Annotated in this window: 17 protein-coding genes and 1 pseudogene; 10 read left to right on the forward strand and 8 right to left on the reverse strand. The window is 72.8% G+C overall.

What is annotated here, in order from left to right:
* Positions 1-4: 4 nt before the first annotated feature.
* Both Q5762_RS25795 and cobC read left to right on the forward strand, forming a co-directional pair.
* A complete protein-coding gene (locus Q5762_RS25795) occupies positions 5-934 on the forward strand; it encodes a bifunctional cobalt-precorrin-7 (C(5))-methyltransferase/cobalt-precorrin-6B (C(15))-methyltransferase (protein ID WP_315894624.1) in 930 nt (309 codons plus the stop codon).
* A 23-nt stretch (positions 935-957) separates the two neighbouring features.
* Entirely contained in the window at positions 958-2,550 is a 1,593-nt protein-coding gene (cobC, locus tag Q5762_RS25800) for an Rv2231c family pyridoxal phosphate-dependent protein CobC (RefSeq protein ID WP_315894639.1), read from the forward strand.
* 164 nt (positions 2,551-2,714) lie between these two features.
* Here cobC and Q5762_RS25805 read toward each other — a convergent pair whose 3' ends face one another.
* Positions 2,715-3,698: an SCO1860 family LAETG-anchored protein gene (locus Q5762_RS25805; RefSeq protein ID WP_315894625.1), complete on the reverse strand. Its 984-nt coding sequence runs from the start codon at positions 3,696-3,698 to the stop codon at positions 2,715-2,717.
* 326 nt (positions 3,699-4,024) lie between these two features.
* Positions 4,025-4,756, reverse strand: a complete 732-nt coding sequence (locus Q5762_RS25810; RefSeq protein WP_315894640.1) for a siderophore-interacting protein — start codon at positions 4,754-4,756, stop codon at positions 4,025-4,027.
* Positions 4,757-4,818: 62 nt separating this feature from the next.
* Here Q5762_RS25810 and Q5762_RS25815 point away from each other — a divergent pair, with 62 nt between their 5' ends.
* Positions 4,819-7,410 carry a penicillin acylase family protein gene (locus Q5762_RS25815; RefSeq protein WP_315894641.1) on the forward strand — a complete coding sequence of 864 codons (2,592 nt, stop codon included), beginning with the start codon at positions 4,819-4,821 and terminating at the stop codon, positions 7,408-7,410.
* On the forward strand, positions 7,394-7,972 hold the full coding sequence (locus tag Q5762_RS25820) for a GNAT family N-acetyltransferase (protein ID WP_315894626.1): 579 nt from the start codon (positions 7,394-7,396) through the stop codon (positions 7,970-7,972). Before Q5762_RS25815 ends, Q5762_RS25820 begins: the two co-directional genes overlap by 17 nt.
* A 374-nt stretch (positions 7,973-8,346) precedes the next feature.
* Here Q5762_RS25820 and Q5762_RS25825 read toward each other — a convergent pair whose 3' ends face one another.
* Together Q5762_RS25825 and Q5762_RS25830 are read right to left on the reverse strand one after the other, a co-directional pair.
* Positions 8,347-9,432 carry an amidohydrolase family protein gene (locus tag Q5762_RS25825; RefSeq protein ID WP_315894627.1) on the reverse strand — a complete coding sequence of 362 codons (1,086 nt, stop codon included), beginning with the start codon at positions 9,430-9,432 and terminating at the stop codon, positions 8,347-8,349.
* Between the two features lie 51 nt (positions 9,433-9,483).
* A pseudogene (locus Q5762_RS25830) lies at positions 9,484-10,991 on the reverse strand (esterase).
* A 344-nt stretch (positions 10,992-11,335) separates the two neighbouring features.
* On the opposite strand from Q5762_RS25830, the gene Q5762_RS25835 reads away from it, so the two are divergent.
* From Q5762_RS25835 to thpD, 5 genes are all read left to right on the forward strand, one after another.
* Complete coding sequence (locus tag Q5762_RS25835; RefSeq protein WP_315894642.1) at positions 11,336-12,436, forward strand: aminotransferase class V-fold PLP-dependent enzyme; 1,101 nt, start codon at positions 11,336-11,338, stop codon at positions 12,434-12,436.
* A 912-nt stretch (positions 12,437-13,348) separates the two neighbouring features.
* The gene (gene ectA, locus Q5762_RS25840) at positions 13,349-13,876 is read left to right on the forward strand and encodes a diaminobutyrate acetyltransferase (RefSeq protein ID WP_315894628.1); all 528 of its coding nucleotides are present in this window, start codon (positions 13,349-13,351) and stop codon (positions 13,874-13,876) included.
* Positions 13,873-15,141, forward strand: coding sequence for a diaminobutyrate--2-oxoglutarate transaminase (gene ectB / locus Q5762_RS25845; RefSeq protein WP_315894629.1), 1,269 nt, complete (start codon positions 13,873-13,875; stop codon positions 15,139-15,141). The genes ectA and ectB overlap by 4 nt, the downstream gene beginning before the upstream one ends.
* A 41-nt stretch (positions 15,142-15,182) precedes the next feature.
* On the forward strand, positions 15,183-15,581 hold the full coding sequence (locus tag Q5762_RS25850; RefSeq protein WP_315894630.1) for an ectoine synthase: 399 nt from the start codon (positions 15,183-15,185) through the stop codon (positions 15,579-15,581).
* A 2-nt stretch (positions 15,582-15,583) separates the two neighbouring features.
* The gene (gene thpD, locus Q5762_RS25855) at positions 15,584-16,468 is read left to right on the forward strand and encodes an ectoine hydroxylase (protein ID WP_315894631.1); all 885 of its coding nucleotides are present in this window, start codon (positions 15,584-15,586) and stop codon (positions 16,466-16,468) included.
* Between the two features lie 38 nt (positions 16,469-16,506).
* On the opposite strand, the gene Q5762_RS25860 is transcribed toward thpD, so the two are convergent.
* Positions 16,507-17,574, reverse strand: a complete 1,068-nt coding sequence (locus Q5762_RS25860; RefSeq protein ID WP_315894632.1) for an alkene reductase — start codon at positions 17,572-17,574, stop codon at positions 16,507-16,509.
* A 115-nt stretch (positions 17,575-17,689) separates the two neighbouring features.
* On the opposite strand from Q5762_RS25860, the gene Q5762_RS25865 reads away from it, so the two are divergent.
* The gene (locus tag Q5762_RS25865) at positions 17,690-18,250 is read left to right on the forward strand and encodes a MarR family winged helix-turn-helix transcriptional regulator (RefSeq protein WP_315894633.1); all 561 of its coding nucleotides are present in this window, start codon (positions 17,690-17,692) and stop codon (positions 18,248-18,250) included.
* A gap of 45 nt (positions 18,251-18,295) precedes the next feature.
* Here Q5762_RS25865 and Q5762_RS25870 read toward each other — a convergent pair whose 3' ends face one another.
* The 3 genes from Q5762_RS25870 to Q5762_RS25880 all read right to left on the reverse strand — a co-directional run bounded on the left by Q5762_RS25870 (position 18,296) and on the right by Q5762_RS25880 (position 20,732).
* Entirely contained in the window at positions 18,296-19,360 is a 1,065-nt protein-coding gene (locus Q5762_RS25870) for an aminotransferase class V-fold PLP-dependent enzyme (protein WP_315894634.1), read from the reverse strand.
* Between the two features lie 103 nt (positions 19,361-19,463).
* The gene (locus Q5762_RS25875) at positions 19,464-20,180 is read right to left on the reverse strand and encodes a DsbA family oxidoreductase (RefSeq protein ID WP_315894635.1); all 717 of its coding nucleotides are present in this window, start codon (positions 20,178-20,180) and stop codon (positions 19,464-19,466) included.
* A 393-nt stretch (positions 20,181-20,573) separates the two neighbouring features.
* Positions 20,574-20,732 (reverse strand): hypothetical protein, encoded by a 159-nt coding sequence (locus Q5762_RS25880; protein WP_315894643.1) that lies wholly within the window; start codon positions 20,730-20,732, stop codon positions 20,574-20,576.
* Positions 20,733-21,771 lie beyond the last annotated feature (1,039 nt).

The raw sequence follows: 21,771 nt of genomic DNA on the forward strand, positions 1-21,771 counted from the left end.
GCCCTTGCTGTCCGATCACGCGCGTTCCGCCCACATCGGACTCGGGTTCGCCCGGCTGGGTCTGGCGTGGGACGACGCCGTCGTGGTGGACGGCTCGGTGCTCGACCGCGCGGTGAACGTCTGCCGGGCGCATCCCAAGGTGGCGGTGCTGCCCGCGCCGGGCGTCGGACCGGCGGAGCTGGGCGCGGAGTTGGTGCGCGGGGTGGCGTCGCGGACGCTGGTGGTGTTCTCGGCGCTCGGCGATCCCTTCCGTGAGCGGTTCGAGCGGGTGGAGCCCGCGGAGGCGATGTGCCGGGGCTGGGAGGGCGTGAGCCTCGTCCTGTGTCTGGACGAGTCGCGGCCGGACGGGCCCGCTCCGGCGGTCACGGGGCCGCTCACCGGGCCGGGGCGGTGGGCGCTGCCGGACGGGGAGTTCGAGGTACCGGATGCCGGTGAGGCGCCCGTACTGCCTTACGAGGCACGGGCGTTGGTGCTCGCGCGGCTCGGGCCGCGGGCCGGGGACCTGGTGTGGGACATCGGTACGGGCTGCGGCGCGGTGGCGATCGAGTGCGCCCGACTGGGCGCGGCGGCGGTCGCCGTGGAGCGGACCGCGGCCGGTGCCGCGCGGGTGTGGGCGCACACGGTCGCGCACGGCGTGGAGGTGCGGACGGTGCACGGGGAGACGCCGACGGTGTTGTCCCATCTCGCCGATCCGGACGGGGTGTTCATCGGGGGTGGCTCGGGCGGCTGCCCTGAGCTGGAGTCGATCGTGCTGACGGCCGCGCGGCGGGCTCGGCGCGCCGTCGTGGTGACCGTGCCCGGCCGGAAGCTGATGTCACCGGTCCGGGAGGCGCTGGAGTCCTGTGGGTTCGCGGCCGAGGGGGTGCAGCTGCGGTCCGAGCGGCTGGACTCCTCCTCCCCGGCACCGGTCTGCCTGGTCTGGGGGACGCGGTGAGCGGGGCGACGGTGGACGGGACGATGGCGGGCGGGGCGACGGTCGGGGTCGGCGCTCGGGCCGGGGTGTCCGTGGACGAGGTTCTCGCGCTGGTCGTGGCGGCGCTGCGGGAGGCCGGTCTGGCGCCCTCGGACGTGGTGGCGTTCGCGACGCTGGAGGCGCGGGCGGCCGAGCCGGGAATCGTGGGCGCGGCCCAGCGGTTCGGCGTGCCGTTGCGCGCGTACGGGCCGGAGGAGCTGGCCGCCGTTCCCGTACCGCATCCCTCGCCCGCCCCGCTGGCGGCGACGGGGACGGGCTCGGTGGCGGAGGCGGCGGCGCTGCTCGCGGCGGGAGCCGGAGCCGGAGCCGGTACCGGTACCGGAGCCGGAGCCGGAGCCGGTGCCGTGCTGCTCGTGCCGAAGCGGAAATCGGCGCGCGTGACGTGTGCGATTGCCCGGTCTCGCCGGGTTCGTCCGAACGAAGATGCCTCCGCCGCACGGTTGTTGCCCCAGGGACAGGGGTACATCGCTGGTCAGACGGAGCCCCGTACACCCCCCACTCACCACCCGACGGCGGCCATGGATACCCACGCGCACAGAGACGTCCACGATCTGCGGCACCACGGTGACGCGGAGGTACGGGACGAGAAACTGATCGATCTCGCGGTCAACGTCCGGACGCACACGCCACCCGAGTGGCTGCGGGCGCGGATCGCCGACTCCCTGACCGGCCTGGCCCAGTACCCGGACGGCCGGGTCGCGCGGGCGGCGGTCGCCGAGCGCCACGACGTGCCGCCCGGTCGGGTGCTGCTCACGGCCGGCGCGGCGGAGGCGTTCGTGCTGCTCGCGCGGGCGCTGCCGGCGCGGCGGCCGGTCGTGGTGCATCCGCAGTTCACCGAGCCCGAGGCGGCCCTGCGGGACGCCGGGCACGAGGTGGGCCGGGTGCTGCTCCGCGAGGAGGACGGCTTCCGGCTCGATCCGGCGGCCGTGCCCGAGGACGCGGACGTGGTGGTGATCGGGAACCCGACGAACCCGACGTCCGTGCTGCATCCGGCGGCGGCGATCACGGCGCTGGCCCGGCCGGGGCGGACGCTGGTGGTGGACGAGGCGTTCATGGACGCGGTGCCGGGCGAGCGGGAGTCGCTGGCCGGGCGGACGGACGTGCCCGGTCTGGTGGTGCTGCGGAGCCTCACGAAGACCTGGGGCCTCGCGGGGCTGCGGATCGGCTACGTCCTCGCGCATCCGGAGACGATCGCGCTGCTGGAGCGGGCCCAGCCGCTGTGGCCGGTGTCCACTCCCGCGCTGGTGGCGGCGGAGGCGTGCATGTCGCGGGCGGCGCTCGTGGAGGCGGAGCTCGCGGCGCACCGGATCGGGGTGGAGCGGGCCCATCTGCTGGCGGGGCTCGCGGAGTTCGACGAGGTGCGCGCGGTGGCGGCGGCCGAGGGTCCGTTCGTCCTCGTCCGGATCGATCGCGCGGACGCGGTACGGGAGCGGCTGCGGGCGCTGGGCTTCGCGGCGCGGCGGGGTGACACGTTCCCGGGCCTGGACCGGAACTGGCTGCGGTTCGCGGTCCGGGACCGGGTCACGACGAACCGCTTCCTGCAGGCCCTGGACCAGGCGTTGCTGATCGAGGGCTGATCGCGCATACGCATACGCATACGCGTACGCGTACGGGGAGGGCGGCGCCGTCGGCGGCACCGCCCTCCCCGCATGCTCCCCTACCCCCTCGGGCCCCTACCCCCTCGGGCCCCGGCCCCCCTCGGGCCCCGGCCCCCCTCGTGTCCGGTCCCCCTCGTGTCCGGTCAGCCGCGGGCGCGGCTGCGGGCGAGGACGAGCGCCCCCGCGCCGCCACCGAGCAGGACGATGGCTCCGCCGGCCAGGTACGGGGTCATCGAACTGCCGCCCGTCGCGGCGAGGTTCTGGTCGGTCGGGTCGGCGCCCTCGTTCTGGGTCTTCACGCCGCCGGCGTCGGTGGGCTTGGCGGAGGGCTCCTGCGAGGGCTGCTCGCTCGGCTGCTCCGTGGGCTTGTCGGTCGGCTGCTCGGTGGGCTTCTCGGTGGGCTTCGTGCCCTTGGGCGTCTCGCAGGTGGCCTCGGCGAGCGTGACCACGCCGTTGACCTCGGCCACACCGAGCTTCAGCGGGTTGACCTCCACCTTCAGTTCGAGGGCGGTGGCGGCGGCCGTACGCGAGGTGGTGGAGGTACGGGAGAGGTCGAGGGTCACGTCGCCGACGCCCGGCACGCTGACCTTGGTCCGGCCGCCCGTCGACAGGGTGGTCTTCTGGCCGAGGACGGTGATGTGCCCGAGGACGTTGGACTCGGCGACGGGCTGCTTGCCGGTCTCGCAGACCGCCTTGGAGGTGACCTTCTGGACCTCGATCAGGGAGAGCAGCGGCACGCCGGGGACGTGGACCTGGGCCTTGACCAGGTTGACGTACCCCTCGGCCTTGTTCTTCTCCACCGTGGCCTTCGAGGTGGCGACGTCGGCGCGCAGCACGTCGATCGGCTTGCCGTTCTCGGCGCCCTCCACCTTCACGGTCAGCGCGGTCTTGTTCTCGCTCTCCGGTGCCTTGACCTCGTTGAGGGAGGCGCGCAGCGGCACGTTGACCGACTTGTCGAGGAGCGAGACGTCGAGACCGGTCCGCAGGACGACGGCGGTCGCGCGCCCCTCGCCGCCGGTGGCGTGCGCCGCGGGGGCCAGGAGGACCACCGGCCCGACGGCCAGCGCGGCGACGGTCGCGGCGGCGGCGGTGCGGCGTACGGGCAGGCGGAACGTGTTGCTGTTCAAGATGGTGGAACCCCCACAAGAGACATGGCGTCGCCGGCCGCTCACCACGGGGACACGGGGTCGACGCGGCGTCGGCGACTTGAGACACCGGAATCTTTACGCACGGAGGGTGAACTGGCAGACACCTGCAGCGAGTTCACTCCAAAGGGGGGTTTCCGCGCCCATATTCGATTCTTTCGGCACACGCGTTCCCGCACGCCCCGCGCGTTGCGAATCACACGGGCGCGCGCCGGAAGTGCTTCAACGACCCGCGCCGACCTCGGGTAACGGACGGTCAACGCGGTGCATCGGCGGTGCATCGACGGCGGGCCGGGTGGGCAGGCTGCTCAGGTGGCGCGCCAGTAGCCCAGGGAGTGGACCCGCTCCTTGGGGAGCGCGAGCTCCTTGCGCACGTACGCGGCGAGGGTGCGGGTGGTCGCGGTGTCGCAGGCGATCCAGACGTACGGGTCGCCGCCGTCGTCCTTCTCGAGCAGTTCGGGGAGTTCGCCGCGGACCCGCTCGACGAGGGCCGCGCCGCCGCCCTGGCGCGGGACCCGGCGCAGCTCGTGCCGTTCGGCGTCGAGGCGCAGCGGCAGCTGCTCGTCCGCGTCGTGGGAGGTCTCGAACCAGAGTGTGGCCGGGATCTCGGGCGCGGAGTCGAGGAGGGAGTTGATGGCGGGCAGCGAGGCCGGGTCGCCGATCACGAACATCCGGCGGGGCCGGGGGTCGGGGGCGGTGAAGCCGGTGCCCTGGAGGGTGGCCTCGATGGTGTCGCCGAGGGCGCAGCTGCGGGCCCAGTCGCTGGCGGCGCCGTCATGGAGGGCGAACTCCAGGCTGAAGGTGCCCGCGTCCTGGTCGGGATCGACGAGGGTGTAGGCGCGCTGGTGCGGCTTGCCGGCGTTGTCGAACCAGAGCCGTACCCACATCGTCGGGTGGACGCCGGCGGCGGCGAGGAGCCCGCCGTCGGTGAGGTGCACCCGGCGGTAGTGCTCGGCGACCTGCTCGGCCCCGGTCACGGTGAACGTGAAGTCCCGCCCCCGGAACAGCTTGAGGACCACACCTTCCCAGCCATGCCCCACCGCGATCACCTCCCCTTGTGTAGCTGTAGATTAATTTAGGACAGCCTAACCTAAGCAGCGTGATGGAGATCGGGGTCGGAGTGGGTATCGAGGTCTACCGGGACGATTGGGGCATTCCGCATCTTCGGGGCGCCGATCCGGACGAACTCGCCTTCGCGCAGGGGCGGGTGACGGCGGTGGACCGGGGCTGGCAGCTGGAGGTCGAGCGGCACCGGGCGCAGGGCACGACGGCGGCGTTCCTCGGCGAGGGGGAACTCGGCTGGGACACGTTCGTACGGCAGGCCCGGCTGGCCGACACGGCTCGGCGCTGCTTCGACCGGCTGGACGCGCGGACGGCGCGGTGGGTGCGGGCGTACGTGGACGGGGTCAACGCGGGTCTGCCGGAAGGGGCCGCGCGCGCGGACCAGTTCGCGCGGGTGGGGCTCGCGCCGGGGCGCTGGGAGCCGTGGACGCCGCTGGCGGTCTGGCTGACGACACACATCCTGTTCGCGGGCTTCCCGGCCAAGCTGTGGCGGGAGGAGGTCGCGCGGCGGCTCGGCGAGGAGTGGACGGAGCTGTTCGCGACGGACCTCCCGATGACGTCCGGCTCCAACGGCTGGCTCGTCTCCGGAGCCCGTACGGCGAGCGGCTCGGCGATCATCGCGGGCGACCCGCACCGCTTCATCGAAGCGCCCGGGGTGTACCAGCAGATCCGCCTCGCGTGCCCGGAGTACGACGTCCTGGGCCTGGCGGTCCCGGGCATCCCGGGCCTCGCCCACTTCGGCCACACGGGCGGGGTGGCCTGGGCGATCACGAACGCGATGGCGGACTACCAGGACCTGTACCGGGAACGGCTGCGCCGGACGGCCGAGGGCGGCGTGGAGGCGCTGGGGCCGGACGGCTGGCGCGCCGCGTCCGTCCACCGGGAAGTGGTGGAGGTGGCGGGCGCGGCTTCGGTCGAGATCGAGGTGATCGAGACGGAACGGGGGCCGGTGATCATCGGCTTGGAGGGGGCGGGGGGTGCTTCGCCGGACGCGGGCGGCGGCGTGCCGGGCGAGGTGCCTGGTGGCGCGGCGGCGGGCGATGCCGCGGGTGCGGCGCCGGGCGAGGTGCCTGGTGGCGCGGCGGCGGGCGATGCCGCGGGTGCGGTGCCGGACGCGGGCGGCGGCGTGCCGGAGGCCGCACGCGGCGGTTCGGGTGCCGGTGCCTCGGGTGCGGGCTTCGTGGACGATGCCGAGGGCCTCGGCTCCTGGGAGGCGATCAGTCTGCGGTATCCGCCGCGGGTGACCGGGGAGTTGGGGTTCGGGGTGCTGCCCGAGCTGCTCGCCGCGCGGACCGTCGCGGACGTGGACCGGGCCGTCGACCGTTGGGCCGAGCCGGTCAACGTCGTCCACGCGGCCGACGTGGACGGCGGCCTGCTGCACCGGGTCGCGGGGTACGTCCCGGTCCGTGACCACGCCAACTCCGTACGGGTGGTGCCCGCCTGGGAGGCCGCCCACGCCTGGCAGGACGGCGCCGCGAAGCCGACGCCCCGCGCGGCGGTCGAGGGCCACGCCGTCATGGCCAACGCGCGCGGTCTCGCGGCGCCGCTGGGCATCGAGTTCGCCCCGCCGCACCGGGCGGCCCGGATCGACGCCCTGCTCGCCGCCTCGACGGCCTGGACGCCGGAGGCGATGACGGACGTCCACACCGACACGGACAACCCTTCGGCGGCCCGCCTGCTGGAGGCGGTCCGCGCGGCGGCCACGGACGCCGACCTCGGGGCCGGCACGGCCCCCGGCGCGGCCCCCGGCGCGGCCACCGACGCCCAGCCCTCGCACGAGCCCGGCACCGGCCGCCCGGACGGCCACCGCGACGCCGGCCCGGCCCCGTGCGAGAACGGCGAAGCCCAGCCCTCCCACGAGTCCGGCGCCGCCCGCCCAGACCCCGACCCCGACGCCGCCCCCGGCGGGGCCGCCGAAGCCGGGCCCTCGCGCGAGCCCGGCGCCGACGGCACGGGGGACACCGGACTCCCCGCCCTCTCCCCCGCCGCCCTCGCCGTCCGGGCCCGGCTGCTCGACTGGGACCGGCGGATGGCGGCGGACAGCGTCGACGCCGGGCTGTACGCCGCCGTGCGCGGCGCCGTCGTCCGGCGGGTCGCCGGGCACCCGGCGTTCGCGGCGCTCCGGGAGCCCGCCGCGTACCCCGCGCTCTTCCAGCCCTGGCTGGCCCTCGGGCCGCGCGTGGCCTTCGCGTTGGAGACACTGCTCGTCACCGGCCCCGTACCGGCGGCCGACATCGCCGCGATCGTCCGCGCTTCCCTGGAGGAGGTCGCCGCCGGCGACGAGCCGCCCGCCTGGGGCGTCACGCACCGGCTCGCGCCGTGGCAGGCGCTCCCCGACGAGGACGACGACGCGCTGTGGCCCGGCCTCGCCGGGGACCACGACTGCGTGCTGTCCACGTCCAGCGTGCCCGGGTTCACCGACCGCAGCGCCCGCGCCTCCGCCGCCCGCTACGTCTGGGACCTCGCCGACCGCGACCGCAGCCTCTGGGTCGTGCCGTTCGGCGCGTCCGGGGTGGCCGGCGACCCCCACCACCGCGACCAGCTCCCCCTGTGGCTGCGGGGCGGACTCGCCCCCGTCACCACCGACTGGCACCATCTCACCAAGGAGTACCCCCATGACGACCGCCACTGAGCCCGTACGGCCGGTCCACGTCCAGACCGTCGAGGGCTTCGGTACCGTCCGGATCGACCCCGTCGACCCCGACTTCGACGCCGCCCTCATCCACGGCTGGGTCAACGAGGACCGCGCGCGGTTCTGGGGCATGGGCGGTACGACGCTCGAACAGGTACGGGACATCTACGCGCACCTGGACTCGCTCACCACGCACCACGGCTTCCTGGTGCGGCGGGACGGCGAGCCGGTGGCGCTGTTCCAGACGTACGAGCCCTCGGCCGACCGCGTCAGCGAGTGCTACGAGGTGGAGCCCGGCGACATCGGGGTGCACATCCTGATCGCCCCGGCCGCGACGCCCGAACCGGGCTTCACCGCCCGGCTGTTCGTCACGCTGATCGAGTTCGCACTGACCGGCCGTACCCGCGTCGTCGCCGAACCGGACGCCTCCAACGAGAAGGCGATCGCCCGGCTGGTGCGGGCGGGTTTCGAACTGGGCCCCGAGGTACTCCTGCCGGAGGTCGACCTCCCCGAGGTCTTCATCCCGGAGAAGCGGGCCCGCCTGGCGTTCCTCACCCGCTGAGGCGGTGCCCCGTCGGCCGGACGCGCGGCTTCCGGCCGACGCCGGACGGCGAATGGGCCTCCGGCCGCGCAGGACCCAGGCGACGCCAGGTGGACGTTCGGCGCCGGGCCCGGTCGGCGCGGCCGGGCGCGACGGTCGACGTCAGACGACCGCCGACGCCGGGGCCCCGGCCACGCAGGACCCCACCCGACGCCAGGCGGCCGGTCGGCGCCGGGACCACCAGGTGCTGGGACCGGTCCGCGCGGGCACCCCGTCCGCGCCGGTCGATGCCGGGACCGATCCCCGCCGGGCCCGACAGCCCTGGACGACAGCCCTGGACGACAGCGGGTGGGGGCCCGGTCGACCCAACGGCCGCCCCGACCCCCGCCCGCCCCTCAGCCGATGACCCGGCCGTTCACGATCACCCTGCGCGGCGCCGCCAGCACGCGGACGTCCGCGCGGGGGTCCTCGGCGTAGACGACGAGGTCGGCCGGGGCGCCCTCCTCCAGGGACGGGCGGTGCAGCCAGGTGCGGGCGGCCCAGGTGGTTGCCGAGAGGGCCTCGATCGGGGGGATACCGGCCTTGACCAGCTCCTCGACCTCCGCCGCGACCAGTCCGTGCGCGAGCGAGCCGCCCGCGTCCGTGCCGACGAAGACCGGGACGCCCGCGTCGTACGCCGAGCGGACCGTGTCGTACCGGCGCTCGTACAGCCGCCGCATGTGCGCCGACCAGCGCGGGAACTTGGCCTCACCGCCGTCCGCGAGGTGCGGGAAGGTCGCGATGTTGACGAGCGTGGGGACGATCGCGACGCCCCGCTCCGCGAAGAGCGGGATCGTCTCCTCCGTCAGCCCGGTGGCGTGCTCGATGCAGTCGATGCCCGCCTCCACCAGGTCCCGAAGCGAGTCCTCGGCGAAGCAGTGCGCCGTGACCCGGGCCCCGAGCCGGTGCGCCTCGGCGATCGCCGCCTCGACCTCGGCCCGCGGCCAGCAAGCGCCGAGATCGCCCACCTCCCTGTCGAGCCAGTCACCGACGAGCTTGACCCAGCCGTCGCCGCGCCTGGCCTCCCGCCCCACGTACGCCACCAGGTCCTCGGGCTCGATCTCGTGGGCGTAGTTGCGGATGTAGCGGCGGGTACGGGCGATGTGCCGGCCCGCACGGATGATCTTCGGCAGGTCCTCGCGCTCATCGATCCAGCGGGTGTCGGACGGCGAGCCCGCGTCTCGGATCAGGAGCGCCCCCGCGTCCCGGTCGGTCAGCGCCTGCTTCTCGCTGATGGCGTCGTCGACCGGGCCGTGCTGGTCCAGGCCGACGTGGCAGTGCGCGTCGACGAGCCCCGGCAGGGCCCAGCCCTCGACGGTCAGCGCCTCCCCGGACGGGCGGGTGTACGTGACGCGCCCGTCGACCGCCCAGAGCTCGTCCCGTACGTCCTCCGGGCCGACGAGCACCCGCCCCTTCACATGCAGCACCACGTGATCGCTCATGTCTGCACTCTACGAGGGGCGGGCACCCGGCTGAAGACGGTCAGTCCTCGGTCATTCGTCGATCGCCGACCCGAAGCGGGCGTCCACCGCAGGTCCGCCGAGCGAGCCCGCGGAGTACGTCCACGAACCCGCCGCCGTCAGCCCTCCCGTACCCGCCGAGAAGACCCAGATGTGGCCGTCACCGGTGTTCTCGCCGGGTGCCGCGGCCGGCAGCCCGAAGCGGCCGTCGCCGTTCGGGTCGGCCAGCCGGACCTGGGCGCCGAACCGGTCCGCCCGCTCCACCGCGCCGGGCACCGACGGCGCGTCCTGCGTCCACCACTGGGCGCCGGTGGCGGTGAGCCCGGAACGCGTGCCGCGCAGGACGGTCACCATGCCCGCGTCGGCGACCGTGCCGTTGTCCTCCTCGGGCGCGCCGATCGCCACGTCCGCGTAACCGTCACCGTTCGTGTCGGCGACGGAGAGGTCGGAGCCCCAGCCGTCGCCGCGCTCGGAGCTGCCCGGAACGCCCGGGGAGTCCTGGGTCCACCAGCGCGGCGGGGTCCCCTGACCCTCGACGCCGGCCGGTCCCGAGCGGCCGCCCAGGTAGACGCCGACCAGCCCGCCGGTCATCGACTCGCCGCCGTCGTCCGGGCTGTGCGGCTCGCCCGTGACGAGGTCGTCGTAGCCGTCTCCGTCGATGTCCCCGGAGGCGGCGACCGGTCCGCCGCGCAGCTCGCGCTCGAAGAGGAGTTCGTCCGCGTGACCGGAGAGGTACCAGGACCAGCCGTGGCCCGGTTCGGCGCCGGTGGTGACCCCGCTGATCACGAGGTCGGCGAAGCCGTCGCGGTCGTAGTCGCCGGTGGTGAGCGACCGTGCCGAGATGTCGCGCCACTCGGCCGCGGCCTTGAGGGAGGAGTGGTTCAGCGCCGTCGCCCGGTCCTGGCGGGCGGACGCGCCCGGCTGCGGGGCGGCGGCGAACTGGTGCCGCTCCGCACCCTTGCCGTCCAGGGCGATCAACTGGTCACCCGGGGTCTCGGCGGTGAAGCGGGCGGCGGCGAAGGCCGAGCCGAAGCGGGCCCCGGCCGTGGGACCCGCAGGGAGGAGAGGCCCTGGCTGTGGCTGCCGACGAGTCCCTTCGGCGAGCCCCAGAGGATCAGGGCACCGCCGGTGTCGGCCAGGGTGCCGATGTCCTCGCCGGGGACGCCGACGATCGCGTCGTCGTAGCCGTCCCCGTCCAGGTCGCCGGTGGCGACGGCCTGACCGAAGGCGTCCCCGGTCTCGGCGCCGCCGGGCACGCCCGCGGTGTTCTGGCCGATGACGGCGGCGCGGGTCGTACCGATGCCCTTGGCCGAGCCGTACTGGACGGTCACGAGACCGGCGCCGCGCTTGCCGCCGACGGTCGCGCCGGGCGCGCCGACGAGGACGTCGTCGTAACCGTCGCCGTCGAAGTCGCAGTTACGGTCGTCGGCGCGGGTGGAGCCGGGGACTCCGGCGTGGGCGGCGGGCGCGGTGAGGAGGCCCGCGCCGGCGGTGAGGAGGAAGGTCGCGGCGGTGAGGGCGGCGATGCGGTGCTTGCGCATGGAGCGGCTCCTGGATGCTGGCGAGGATCCAGGCGGCTGCGGGGGTGTCCGGAAAGGGCCCGCCCCTTGTCCGTCGCCCTGTTCGACACCGGATGCCCCGTCAGGGTTGTACGCGCTCGATGGGCGGTTTCGGGTAGGTCGAGTACGAAGGGGGATCACGCCCGAATCAGGGGCGCGCGTACGAAGTAGGGGCGTGCGTACGACGTAGGGGCGCGCGTACGACGTAGGGGCGCGCGTACCAGTCACGGGTCCGACGTGGGGCGCACGTCCGAAGCCGTCGCGAGCCGGCTCGGTACCCTGAACCGACGCTCGACCCTCCCTCCGAAGAAGGCACCACCGTGACCGTGACACATCCGCTGCTGGACCTGGCCCCGCTGACCGCCGCGCATTTCGCGTCCATCGAGCGGCGGGTCGCCGCCCTGCTCTCCACCGAGCAGGACGTGGTGATCACCCAGGGCGAGGCGCTGCTGCCGCTGGAGGGCTGCATCCGCAGCGGGGCACGGCCCGGCTCGACCGCGCTGAACATCGTCACCGGTCCGTACGGTCAGACCTTCGGCAACTGGCTGCGGGACTGCGGCGCCACGGTCGTGGACCTGGAGGTGCCCTTCCACGCGGCGGTGACGGCGGCCCAGGTGGAGCGGGCGCTCGCCGAGCATCCGGCGATCGATTTCGTCTCCCTGGTGCACGCGGAGGCGGCGACCGGCAACACCAATCCGGTCGCCGAGATCGGTGAGGTCGTACGGGCGCACGGCGCGCTGTTCTACCTCGACGCGGTGGCGTCGATCGGCGCGGAGCCGGTGCTGCCGGACGCGTGGGGCGTGGACATGTGCATCATCGGCGCGCAGAAGGCGATGGGCGGTCCGGCGGGCGTCTCGGCGGTGTCGGTGAGCGAGCGGGCGTGGGAACGGTTCGCCGCCAACCCGCGGGCGCCGCGCCGTTCGTACCTCTCCCTCCTGGACTGGAAGGAGCGCTGGATCGACGGCGGCCGGAAGGCGCTGCTGCACGCGCCGGCGCAGCTGGAGATGCTGGCGCTGGAGGCGTGCGTGGAGCGGATCGAGTCCGAGGGCCTCGACGCGCTGATGGCCCGTCACGCGTCCGCCGCGGCCGCGACCCGCGCGGGCACGCTGGCCCTCGGCGGCGGTCTGGAGCCGTACGTCCAGGAGGCGAAGGACGCGGCCCCGGTCGCGACGACGTTGCGCGTACCGGCGGGCGTGGACGCCTCGGAGCTGGTCGCCGAGGCGCTGGCGGCGGACCCGTCGCTGCCGCTGATCGCGGGCGGCGGGGCGCTGTCGAAGGAGATGATCCGGGTCAACCACTACGGCGTGGACGCGACCCCGGGCGCCGTCCAGTCCTCGCTGGCGGCGCTGGGCGCGGCGCTCGGCGGGACGGGCCGGACGGTGGACCTGGAGGGCGCGCGGCGCGCGGCCACGGAGGCGTGGGGTTAGAGCGCCCGGCGACGGACGAGGGACGCGACAGCGACGGGCGGCACCAACGGGCCCCGCCCGTCGCACACACCGACCCAGGGGCTCGCCCGTCGCGTGGTTCGACCCCAGGACTCCCGTCGCGTTAAGCGCCCCCGGGCCCCGCCCGTCGCACACACCGGCCCAAGGGCCCGCCCCGTCGCACACACCGACCCCGGAGCCGTCCCGTCGTGCACATCGGCCCCGGGACTCCCGTCGCGTATAGCGGCCCGGGCCCCGCCCGTCGCACACACCGGCCCAGGGTCTCGCCCCGTCAGCGCAGATCGGCCCCGGAGCCCTCCCATCGCGCACATCGGCATCGGGGCCCGCCCGTCGCGTAGTTCGACCCCAGGACTCCCGTCACGCATAGCGGCCCGGGCCCCGCCCGTCGCGCACACCGGCCTCGGGGTCCCCGCCGCGTAAACCGTCCCCGGGCTCCCGCCGCGCAGGTCGACCCCTGGCCCTCCCGTCGGCCAGATCGGCCCCTGGGCCCTCCCGTCGCACATATCCGCCCCGGGGCGGATACGGCACGACCTCCGCGGCGTGGCCGTCCGCGCAAATCAGCCCCGCCTTTTCGCGCGCGCATCCGGCGCCCCATACCCGCGCCCATTCGAGCGCCCCATTCACGCGCATTATTCGCGCACCTTATTCGCGCGAATTCCCCGTACACCTACCGCTTTTCTTCTGCCCGGTTTCCCGGACCCTAAACGCCAAGATTTCGTCAGTACTTCCGGCGCATTCCGCGCTTGTGACGGACTCCACACCCCGCCCCTTTTGCCCGGACTTATACGGGCAAAAGGGCATCGATTCGCGCCCGCGCGAATAACACATTCAACCTCCCCCGCCCACCCCTCCGCCACATGCAATTCGGGAATTCGATCGGTAAATTCCCTCGCCATGACCGCAGCACAAGCAGCCATGACACTGGAAAGCCCACGCGTGGAGGACGGAGCCGCGATCTGGCGTATCGCCCGCGATTCCCGGGTGCTGGACCTGAACTCCTCGTACAGCTACCTGCTGTGGTGCCGCGACTTCGCCGCCACCTCGCTGGTCGCGCGCACCGCCGACGACGGTGAGCCGGTCGCCTTCGTCACCGGGTACCTGCGCCCCGACCGCCCCGGCACCCTCGTCGTATGGCAGATCGCCGTCGACGAGTCCCACCGCGGCCGCGGCCTCGCTGGGGTACTCCTCGACGCGCTGACCGCCCGGGTCGCCCCGGACGAGGTCGAGACCACGGTGACGCCCGACAACACGCCCTCGGACCGGCTCTTCACCGCCTACGCCACCCGGCACGGGCTCCCCCTGGAGCGCGAAGTCCTCTTCGACGGGGGCCTGTTCCCCGAGACCGTCGAGGGCGACGCCGCCCACCAGCCCGAAGTCCTGTACCGCATCGGCCCCTTCCACTCCCCCGGAGCTTCGCTGTGACCATCACCCCGCCCGAACTGAGCGTCTTCGAGACCCTGGAGTCGGAGGTGCGCAGCTACTGCCGCGGCTGGCCCACCGTCTTCGACCGCGCGCACGGCGCCCGCCTCACCGACGAGGACGGCCACGACTACCTCGACTTCTTCGCGGGCGCCGGCTCGCTGAACTACGGCCACAACAACCCCGTGCTGAAACGGGCGTTGATCGACTATCTGGAGCGCGACGGGATCACCCACGGTCTCGACATGGCGACCACCGCCAAACGGACCTTCCTGGAGACCTTCCAGGAGGTCGTGCTGAAGCCGCGCTCCCTGCCGTACAAGGTGATGTTCCCGGGGCCGACCGGCACCAACGCCGTCGAGTCCGCGCTGAAACTGGCGCGGAAGGTGAAGGGCCGCGAGTCGGTGGTCTCGTTCACCAACGCCTTCCACGGCATGTCGCTCGGCTCGCTCGCCGTCACCGGCAACGCCTTCAAGCGGGCCGGGGCGGGCATTCCGCTGGTGCACGGCACGCCGATGCCGTTCGACCACTATCTCGACGGTCAGGTACCGGACTTCCTCTGGTTCGAGCGGCTCCTCGACGACCAGGGCTCCGGCCTCAACAAGCCGGCCGCGGTGATCGTGGAGACGGTCCAGGGCGAGGGCGGCATCAACGTGGCCCGCCCGGAGTGGCTGCGCGCGCTCGCCGACCTGTGCCGGCGCCAGGACATGCTGCTGATCGTCGACGACATCCAGATGGGCTGCGGCCGTACCGGCGCGTTCTTCTCCTTCGAGGAGGCCGGCATCACCCCGGACATCGTCACGCTGTCGAAGTCGATCAGCGGCTACGGGCTGCCGATGTCGCTCTGCCTGTTCCGGCCGGAGCTGGACGTCTGGGAGCCCGGCGAGCACAACGGCACCTTCCGGGGCAACAACCCGGCCTTCGTCACCGCCGCCGCCGCGCTCGACACGTACTGGGCCGACGGCCAGATGGAGAAGCAGACCCTGGCACGCGGCGAGCAGGTCGAGCAGGCGCTGCTCGCGCTCTGCGAGGAGAACTCGGCCGACGGCGCCCACTACCGGGGCCGTGGCCTGGTGTGGGGCCTGGAGTTCGCCGACCGGACCCGGGCCTCGAAGGTCTGCGCCCGCGCCTTCGAGCTGGGGCTCCTGCTGGAGACCTCGGGCCCGGAGAGCCAGGTCGTCAAGCTCCTCCCGCCGCTGACCGTCACCCCGGAGGAGCTGGACGAGGGGCTGCGCACGCTGTCCCGCGCGGTCCGCGAGACCGCCTGAACCACCCGAAGAACCGGTAACCGAAAGGGAGTTGTACCACCGTGATCGTCCGATCGTTCAAGGACATCGAGAACACCGAACGCCATGTGCGGGCCGCCTCCGGCACCTGGGAGAGCAAGCGGATCGTCCTCGCCAAGGAGCGCGTCGGCTTCTCGCTCCACGAGACCGTGCTCTACGCGGGCACCGAGACGTCCATGTGGTACGCCAACCACATCGAGGCCGTCCTGTGCGTCGAGGGCGAGGCCGAGCTGACGAACGACGAGACCGGCGAGAAGCACCGGATCGAACCGGGCACGATGTACCTGCTCGACGGTCACGAGCGGCACACGCTCCGTCCCAGGACCGACTTCCGCTGCGTCTGCGTCTTCAACCCGCCGGTCACCGGGCGGGAGGACCACGACGCCAACGGGGTGTATCCCCTGCTCACGGAGGAGGGCTGATCATGACCGAGGTACGTACGGAACGCACGGAACGCACCGACCTGTACCCGACCCGGGGCGCCTCCGAGGTGCTCACCCCGCGCCGGGACCCGGTGGTGTGGGGCGACGCGCCGGGCCTGGAGTCGTACGACCGGGACGGCTTCCTCGTCGAGCCGGAGCTGCTCGGCGACGACGAAGTGGCCGTGTACCGGCGCGAGTTGGACCGGCTGGTCGCCGACCCGGCCGTACGGTCCGATCCGCGCGCGATCGTCGAGTCGAAGTCGGCGACCGTACGGTCCGTCTTCGAGGTGCACCGGATCAGCGAGGTCTTCGCCCAACTGGTCCGGGACGAGCGGGTGGTGGGCCGGGCCCGCGAGATCCTCGGCTCGGACGTGTACGTCCACCAGTCCCGTATCAACGTGAAGCCGGGCTTCGGCGCCTCCGGGTTCTACTGGCACTCGGACTTCGAGACCTGGCACGCGGAGGACGGGCTGCCGCGCATGCGCACGGTGTCGGTGTCGATCGCGCTGACCGAGAACCACGACACCAACGGCGGCCTGATGATCATGCCGGGCTCGCACCGGACGTTCCTGGGCTGCGCGGGCGCGACGCCGAAGGACAACTACAAGCGCTCGCTGCAGATGCAGGACGCGGGCACCCCGTCGGACGAGGCGCTGACCTCGCTCGCGGACGCGCACGGCATCCGGCTCTTCACCGGCCGGGCGGGGTCGGCGACCTGGTTCGACTGCAACGCGATGCACGGCTCGGGCGACAACATCACGCCGTATCCGCGCAGCAACGTCTTCATCGTCTTCAACAGCGTGGAGAACGCGGCGGTCGAGCCGTTCGCGGCGCCGGTACGGCGGCCGGAGTTCATCGGGGCACGGGACTTCACGCCGGTGCGGTGAGGCCGGGTGCGGGGGCCCCTCGGGCCCCCGCAGGCCCCTCACAGTGCCGGGTAGTCCGTGTATCCGCGGTGGTCGCCGCCGAAGAAGGAGGTGCGGTCCGGGGTGTTGTACGGGCCGTCGTTCCTCAGCCGGGCAGGCAGGTCGGGATTGGCGATGAACAGCGCGCCGTACGCGACCATGTCGGCGGTCCCGTCCTCGATCAGGGCCAGCGACTCGGCGCCGGTCGGGCCCTCGGTCGCCGGGTTGAGGACGAAGGTGCCGGAGAACTGCTTGCGCAGGGCCAGGGTCAGCTCACGGACCTCCGGGACGGCCTCCAGGACGTGCAGGTACGCGATGCCGATCGGGTCGATCGCCGCGACCAGCGCCGTGTACGTCTCCTCCGACTCGGTCTCCTTGATGCCGTTGTAGGTGTTGGCCGGGGAGATGCGCAGCCCGGTGCGCTCGGGGCCGATCTCGACGGCGACCGACTTCACCACCTCGACGGCGAACCGGATCCGGTTCTCGACGGAGCCGCCCCACTCGTCGGTGCGGTGGTTGGAGCCGGCGGCGAGGAACTGGTGGACGAGGTAGCCGTTGGCGCCGTGGATCTCGACCCCGTCGAAGCCCGCTTCCACCGCGTTGCGTGCGGCGGCCGCGTACTCGGCGACGGTGGAGCGCACCTCGTCGGCGGTCAGCTCGCGCGGGGTGACGAAGTCCTTCATGCCGTCGTGGGTGTAGACCTGCCCGTCGGCGCGGACGGCGGACGGGCCGACCGGGTGGAGGTCGCCGTCGAGGAGGTCGGGGTGGCCGATCCGGCCGGTGTGCATGAGCTGGGCGAAGATCGTGCCGCCCCGGGCGTGGACGGCGTCGGTGACCACGCGCCAGGCGGCGGTCTGCTCGGCGCTGTGCAGACCGGGGGTGTTCGGGTATCCCTGGCCGACGGCCGAGGGCTGGATCCCCTCGGTGACGATCAGACCGGCGGAGGCGCGCTGGGCGTAGTACTCGGCGGTCAGGGCCGAGGGGGTGCGCTCCGCGGCATGGGCACGGCTGCGGGTCATCGGGGCCATGGCGATGCGGTTGGCGAGCCGGGCGCCGGCGAGGTCGATCGGGTCGAAGGCAGTGGTCATGACGGACTCCGAAGAATTTATGTGGTCGGCCAAGTATGTGGCCTGACGCCACTGTAACCCATTACTTGGCCGACCAAGGTAATCTGGGGACATCACCCGTTCCGAGGAGCCAGCGATGCCGCCCGAGTCCCCGTCCCAACCTCCCTCGGACACCGCGTCCGCGATCACCTCGGACTCCCCGTCCCCGGTCCCGTCGGACCCCGCCGCCGCGGGTCTGCTGCCGTCCGTCGCACGGGGCGGGCCGGTGAGCCACGGGATCTCCCGGGTGGCCCGGCTGCACCGGATCGCGGCGGGGCGACTGCTCAAGGAGGTCGGGCTCTTCCCGGGCCAGGAGTTCCTGATGATGTGCCTGTGGGACTGCGGGCCCGTGCGCCAGTCGGAGCTGATCAAGGCGATGGGCCTGGACCCCTCGACGATCACGAAGATGCTCCAGCGGCTGGAGCAGAGCGGCCATGTCCGCCGTACGCCGGACCCGACCGACCGCCGCGCGGTCCTGGTCGAGGCGGCGGACGACGAGGGCGCGCTGCGGCGGGGGGTCGCGGACGCGTGGACGGGCCTGGAGGAGTACACCCTGGCCGGTCTCACGCCGGACGAACGGGCGGAACTGAGCCGTCTGCTGGCCAAGGTCGAGGGAAACCTCTGCGGGGCGGCGACGGAGCACGACTCCTGCCCGTAGGGCCACGAGGCGGGGCACGAACCGGGCCCCGCCTCGCAGGGGCCGTCAGCCGGCCAGGACCTCCAGGACGCGGTCGACATCGGCCGGGCCGTTGTAGAGGTGGAATGAGGCCCGCAGCTTGCCCGCGCGGGCGGACATCAGGACGCCGGCGGCCAGCAGGTCGGGCTGCCGGTCGCCGAGGCCCGGGACGCCCACGACTCCGGAGACGTCCGGCACCGGGGCGTGGCCCAGGTCCACGAGCCCGGCGCGGAAGCGGGCGGCGAGGGCCTTGTTGTGGGCCTCGATCCGCTCGATCCCGATCTCTTCGAGCAGGGCGAGCGAACGGGCTGCCCCGTGGTACGAGAGGAACGCCGGCGGCTCGTCGTACCGCCGTGCGGAGCGGGCCAGTTCGCGCACGGGCCCGTAGCTGTTGCTCCACAGCTCCTCGCCGGTGACCCAGCCCGCGTGGATCGCGACCATCGTGTCCTGCGCCTCCTCCGTGACGGTGAGGAAGGACGCGCCGCGCGGGCAGAGCAGGAACTTGTACCCGCCGGCCACCGTGAAGTCCCACTCCCCCGCGCACAGCGGCAGCCAGCCCGCCGACTGGGTGGCGTCGAGGAGCGTTCGGGCGCCGTGCGCGGCCGCCGCGGCCCGTACCGCCGCGAAGTCGGCCGTCCGGCCGTCGGCCGACTGGACGGAAGAGAAGGCGACGAGCGCGGTCTCGGGGCCGATGGACTCGGCGAGCCGCTCCAGCGGTACGAAGCGCGTCTTGAGGTCGCCGCGGATCGTGAACGGCGTGATCACGGAGGAGAAGTCACCCTCGGGGAAGAGGATCTCGGCTCCCGCCGGCATCGACTGCGCGATCATCCCGACATGCACGGAGACGGAACTGCCGACAGCGACCCGGTCGGGGTGGACGGACACGAGCCGGGCGTACGTGGCCCGTGCCTCGTCCACGATGTCGAAGCTGCCGGCTCCCTCCGGGCGTCCGGCCGCGGTCTCCTCGCAGAGCAGGGCGACCGCCTCGATCGTGCGGCGCGGCAGCAGCGCGCAGGCGGAAGTGTTCAGATACGTCTGCTGCGGCGCGAATTCGGCTCCGCCGAGGGGTTGCATGAGATCCGAGTCATCCATGGCATCAGCCTGGGCTTCCCCCGACCTCACGTCAATCACGAGAGATCAAGAAGAATCCCAAATAATCGCTTATAAACCCAGGTCGGAGCGGTTGTCTGGGGCCTCAGACCTCACAGTTCCCGTCGACGTCACAGGCCGGGGCGTCGCCGACCGCCGCGCCGCCGCCGACCGGCTGGAGGACGGTGCGGCCCTGCCAGGCCTGTTCCAGGGCCTGGGTGAAGACCTCGGCGGGCTGGCCGCCGGAGATGCCGTAGCGCCGGTCGAGGACGAAGAACGGCACACCGTTCGCGCCGAGTTCGGCCGCCTCGCGCTCGTCCACCCGTACGGCGTCCGCGTACGCGGTCTCGTCGGCGAGCACGGCACGGACCTCGGCCTCGTCGAGACCGGCCTCGACCGCGAGCAGGACGAGCGTCTCGGCGTCGAAGACGGACCGCTCCTCGGCGAAGTTGGCGCGGTAGGCGAGGTCGAGCAGCTCGTTCTGCCGGCCGCGCTCCTTGGCGAGGTGGAGCAGACGGTGGATGTCGAAGGTGTTGCCGTGGTCGCGTCCCTCGGTGCGGTACCCGAGCCCCTCGGAGTGCGCGTTGGAGGCGACGTGCGCCTCCATGGCACGGGCCTCGTCCAGGGTCCGCCCGTACTTCTTCGCCAGCATGTCGAGCACCGGCGCGGTGTCGCCCTTGGCCCGGTCCGGATCGAGCTCGAAGGACCGGTGCACGACCTCGATCTCGTCACGATGGCCAAAGGCAGCGAGCCCCTTCTCGAAGCGGGCCTTGCCTATGTAGCACCACGGGCAAGCGATGTCGCTCCAGATCTCGACGCGCATGTTGTTGCTTCTCTCCGGGTTCGGGGGGTGTTCCGAGAGCGAAAACGCCCGCCCCCGCCGCGTTCATTCCGCCGCGGGCGCCAGTGTGAGGCGGAGCACGAGGTGGGTGCTCGATCAGAGGCGGTTCGAGCCCGGGGGCGGGCACGACGAGAACGACGACCAGGCGGAGCCGACGACGAGCGACCCGGAACGATGCTGGTGCACTGCGCCGCCGAGCTACCGAGCGCAAGGGCACGCGTGGTGTGACTGGTGCTTGAACGACTTCCCCGTTCGGGCGTGGACGTGGACCATGTGCGGCCCCTCGGGATGCGAGGGACCGACACGGACGGCAACGTTCAGGTGCTGTGCCGGGAGTGCCACCAGCTCAACCACGGAGTTCGAGGCGAGCGCCGCCTAGCGCTGGGCCCACCAGGTCCCCGCGGCCCCGCCCGCCGTGGTGATCAGAACGACCAGCCATCCGGGAATGCGCTGCACGGTTAAGTGCAGTCCGCCGCAGCGAAGTTCGAAGTGCGGGAGCTGCTTGTTGATGTCCTCCCTGCGGGTCGTAGTCACGGTTCGCAGTCCTCTCGCTGGGCTTCGATCAGGTTGGTTTGCATGTCCTCTACCTCCTGTCGCGCGCCATTGCGTGACGTCGGTCGAAGAAAGGACACAACGTCACGACATGAGGCGTCCGGTCGAGTCGACGCTATGCCGCGATGGGAGATGACCGGGCCGACATCAGCCGAGACCCCATCCCGCATCGCGAGTTTGAGTTGCCGGGATCAGTGATGACCTGGGCGCTGAGGTGCTCCAAGGGGGCGACGCTGCCCCCACTGCATATCGCGCTGATCACGCCATCGCTGTCGCCGTCGAGACCTGCGGTTGGACCACTACACAGATGCCAAGGAGTGCCCCATGCCGCGTAAGCCCCCCCCGTGCTCGGTACCCGGGTGCCCTGAGCCGCTGCGCGCGGCGGTCGCTGTGCCGCACACGAGCGTGAGGCGAATGCACTGCGGGAGACACCAGGGACGAGCGCGTACGGGCGTCGGTGGCCGAACATCCAGTGCCGCTACCTGTATGCGCACCCGTGGCGCGGGCTGTGCACCAAGCCGGCGACCGTGGCTGACCACTTCCCCGACTCGCGCCGTTCGCTGGTGGCGCGCGTGCCCGATCCGGACGCGTGGCACATGCTCCGTCCGCTGTGTGCGGCGTGCCACAACCGCGAGACCGCGAAGCATCAGCCGGGCGGATGGGCAACCGAACGTGTTCGCCCCCGTCTGCCCGAGCCCCGACCAGGGTGACCCCCGACCAGTGCCACAGAAGAACGGCACGGAGGCAAAAAACTCGGGTGGCTCATTTGATCGCCGGGGTCACCAAGCGGGCTCGTTCGAAGAGGTCACGGGCGGCATGATTCTTCAAGAAGGGTCGAATGCGGCTGTGCATGGTCTGAATCCGTTCGTCCGCCCGTCCGGATTGGAGACTGGGGTAATCCTCCAGCGCGAGGGTCCACGTCTGGCACGCCGCCTCAAGGTGTCCTAGTGTCTCGTGATCCTGTTCATGTCAGTTCGAGTTGTTATTGACGAGTTTCTTCACGTTGGTCGCGACGAGTCGG

Origin of the sequence: Streptomyces sp. P9(2023) (assembly GCF_032436795.1) — a bacterium.
In the GTDB taxonomy this organism is placed as follows: domain Bacteria; phylum Actinomycetota; class Actinomycetes; order Streptomycetales; family Streptomycetaceae; genus Streptomyces.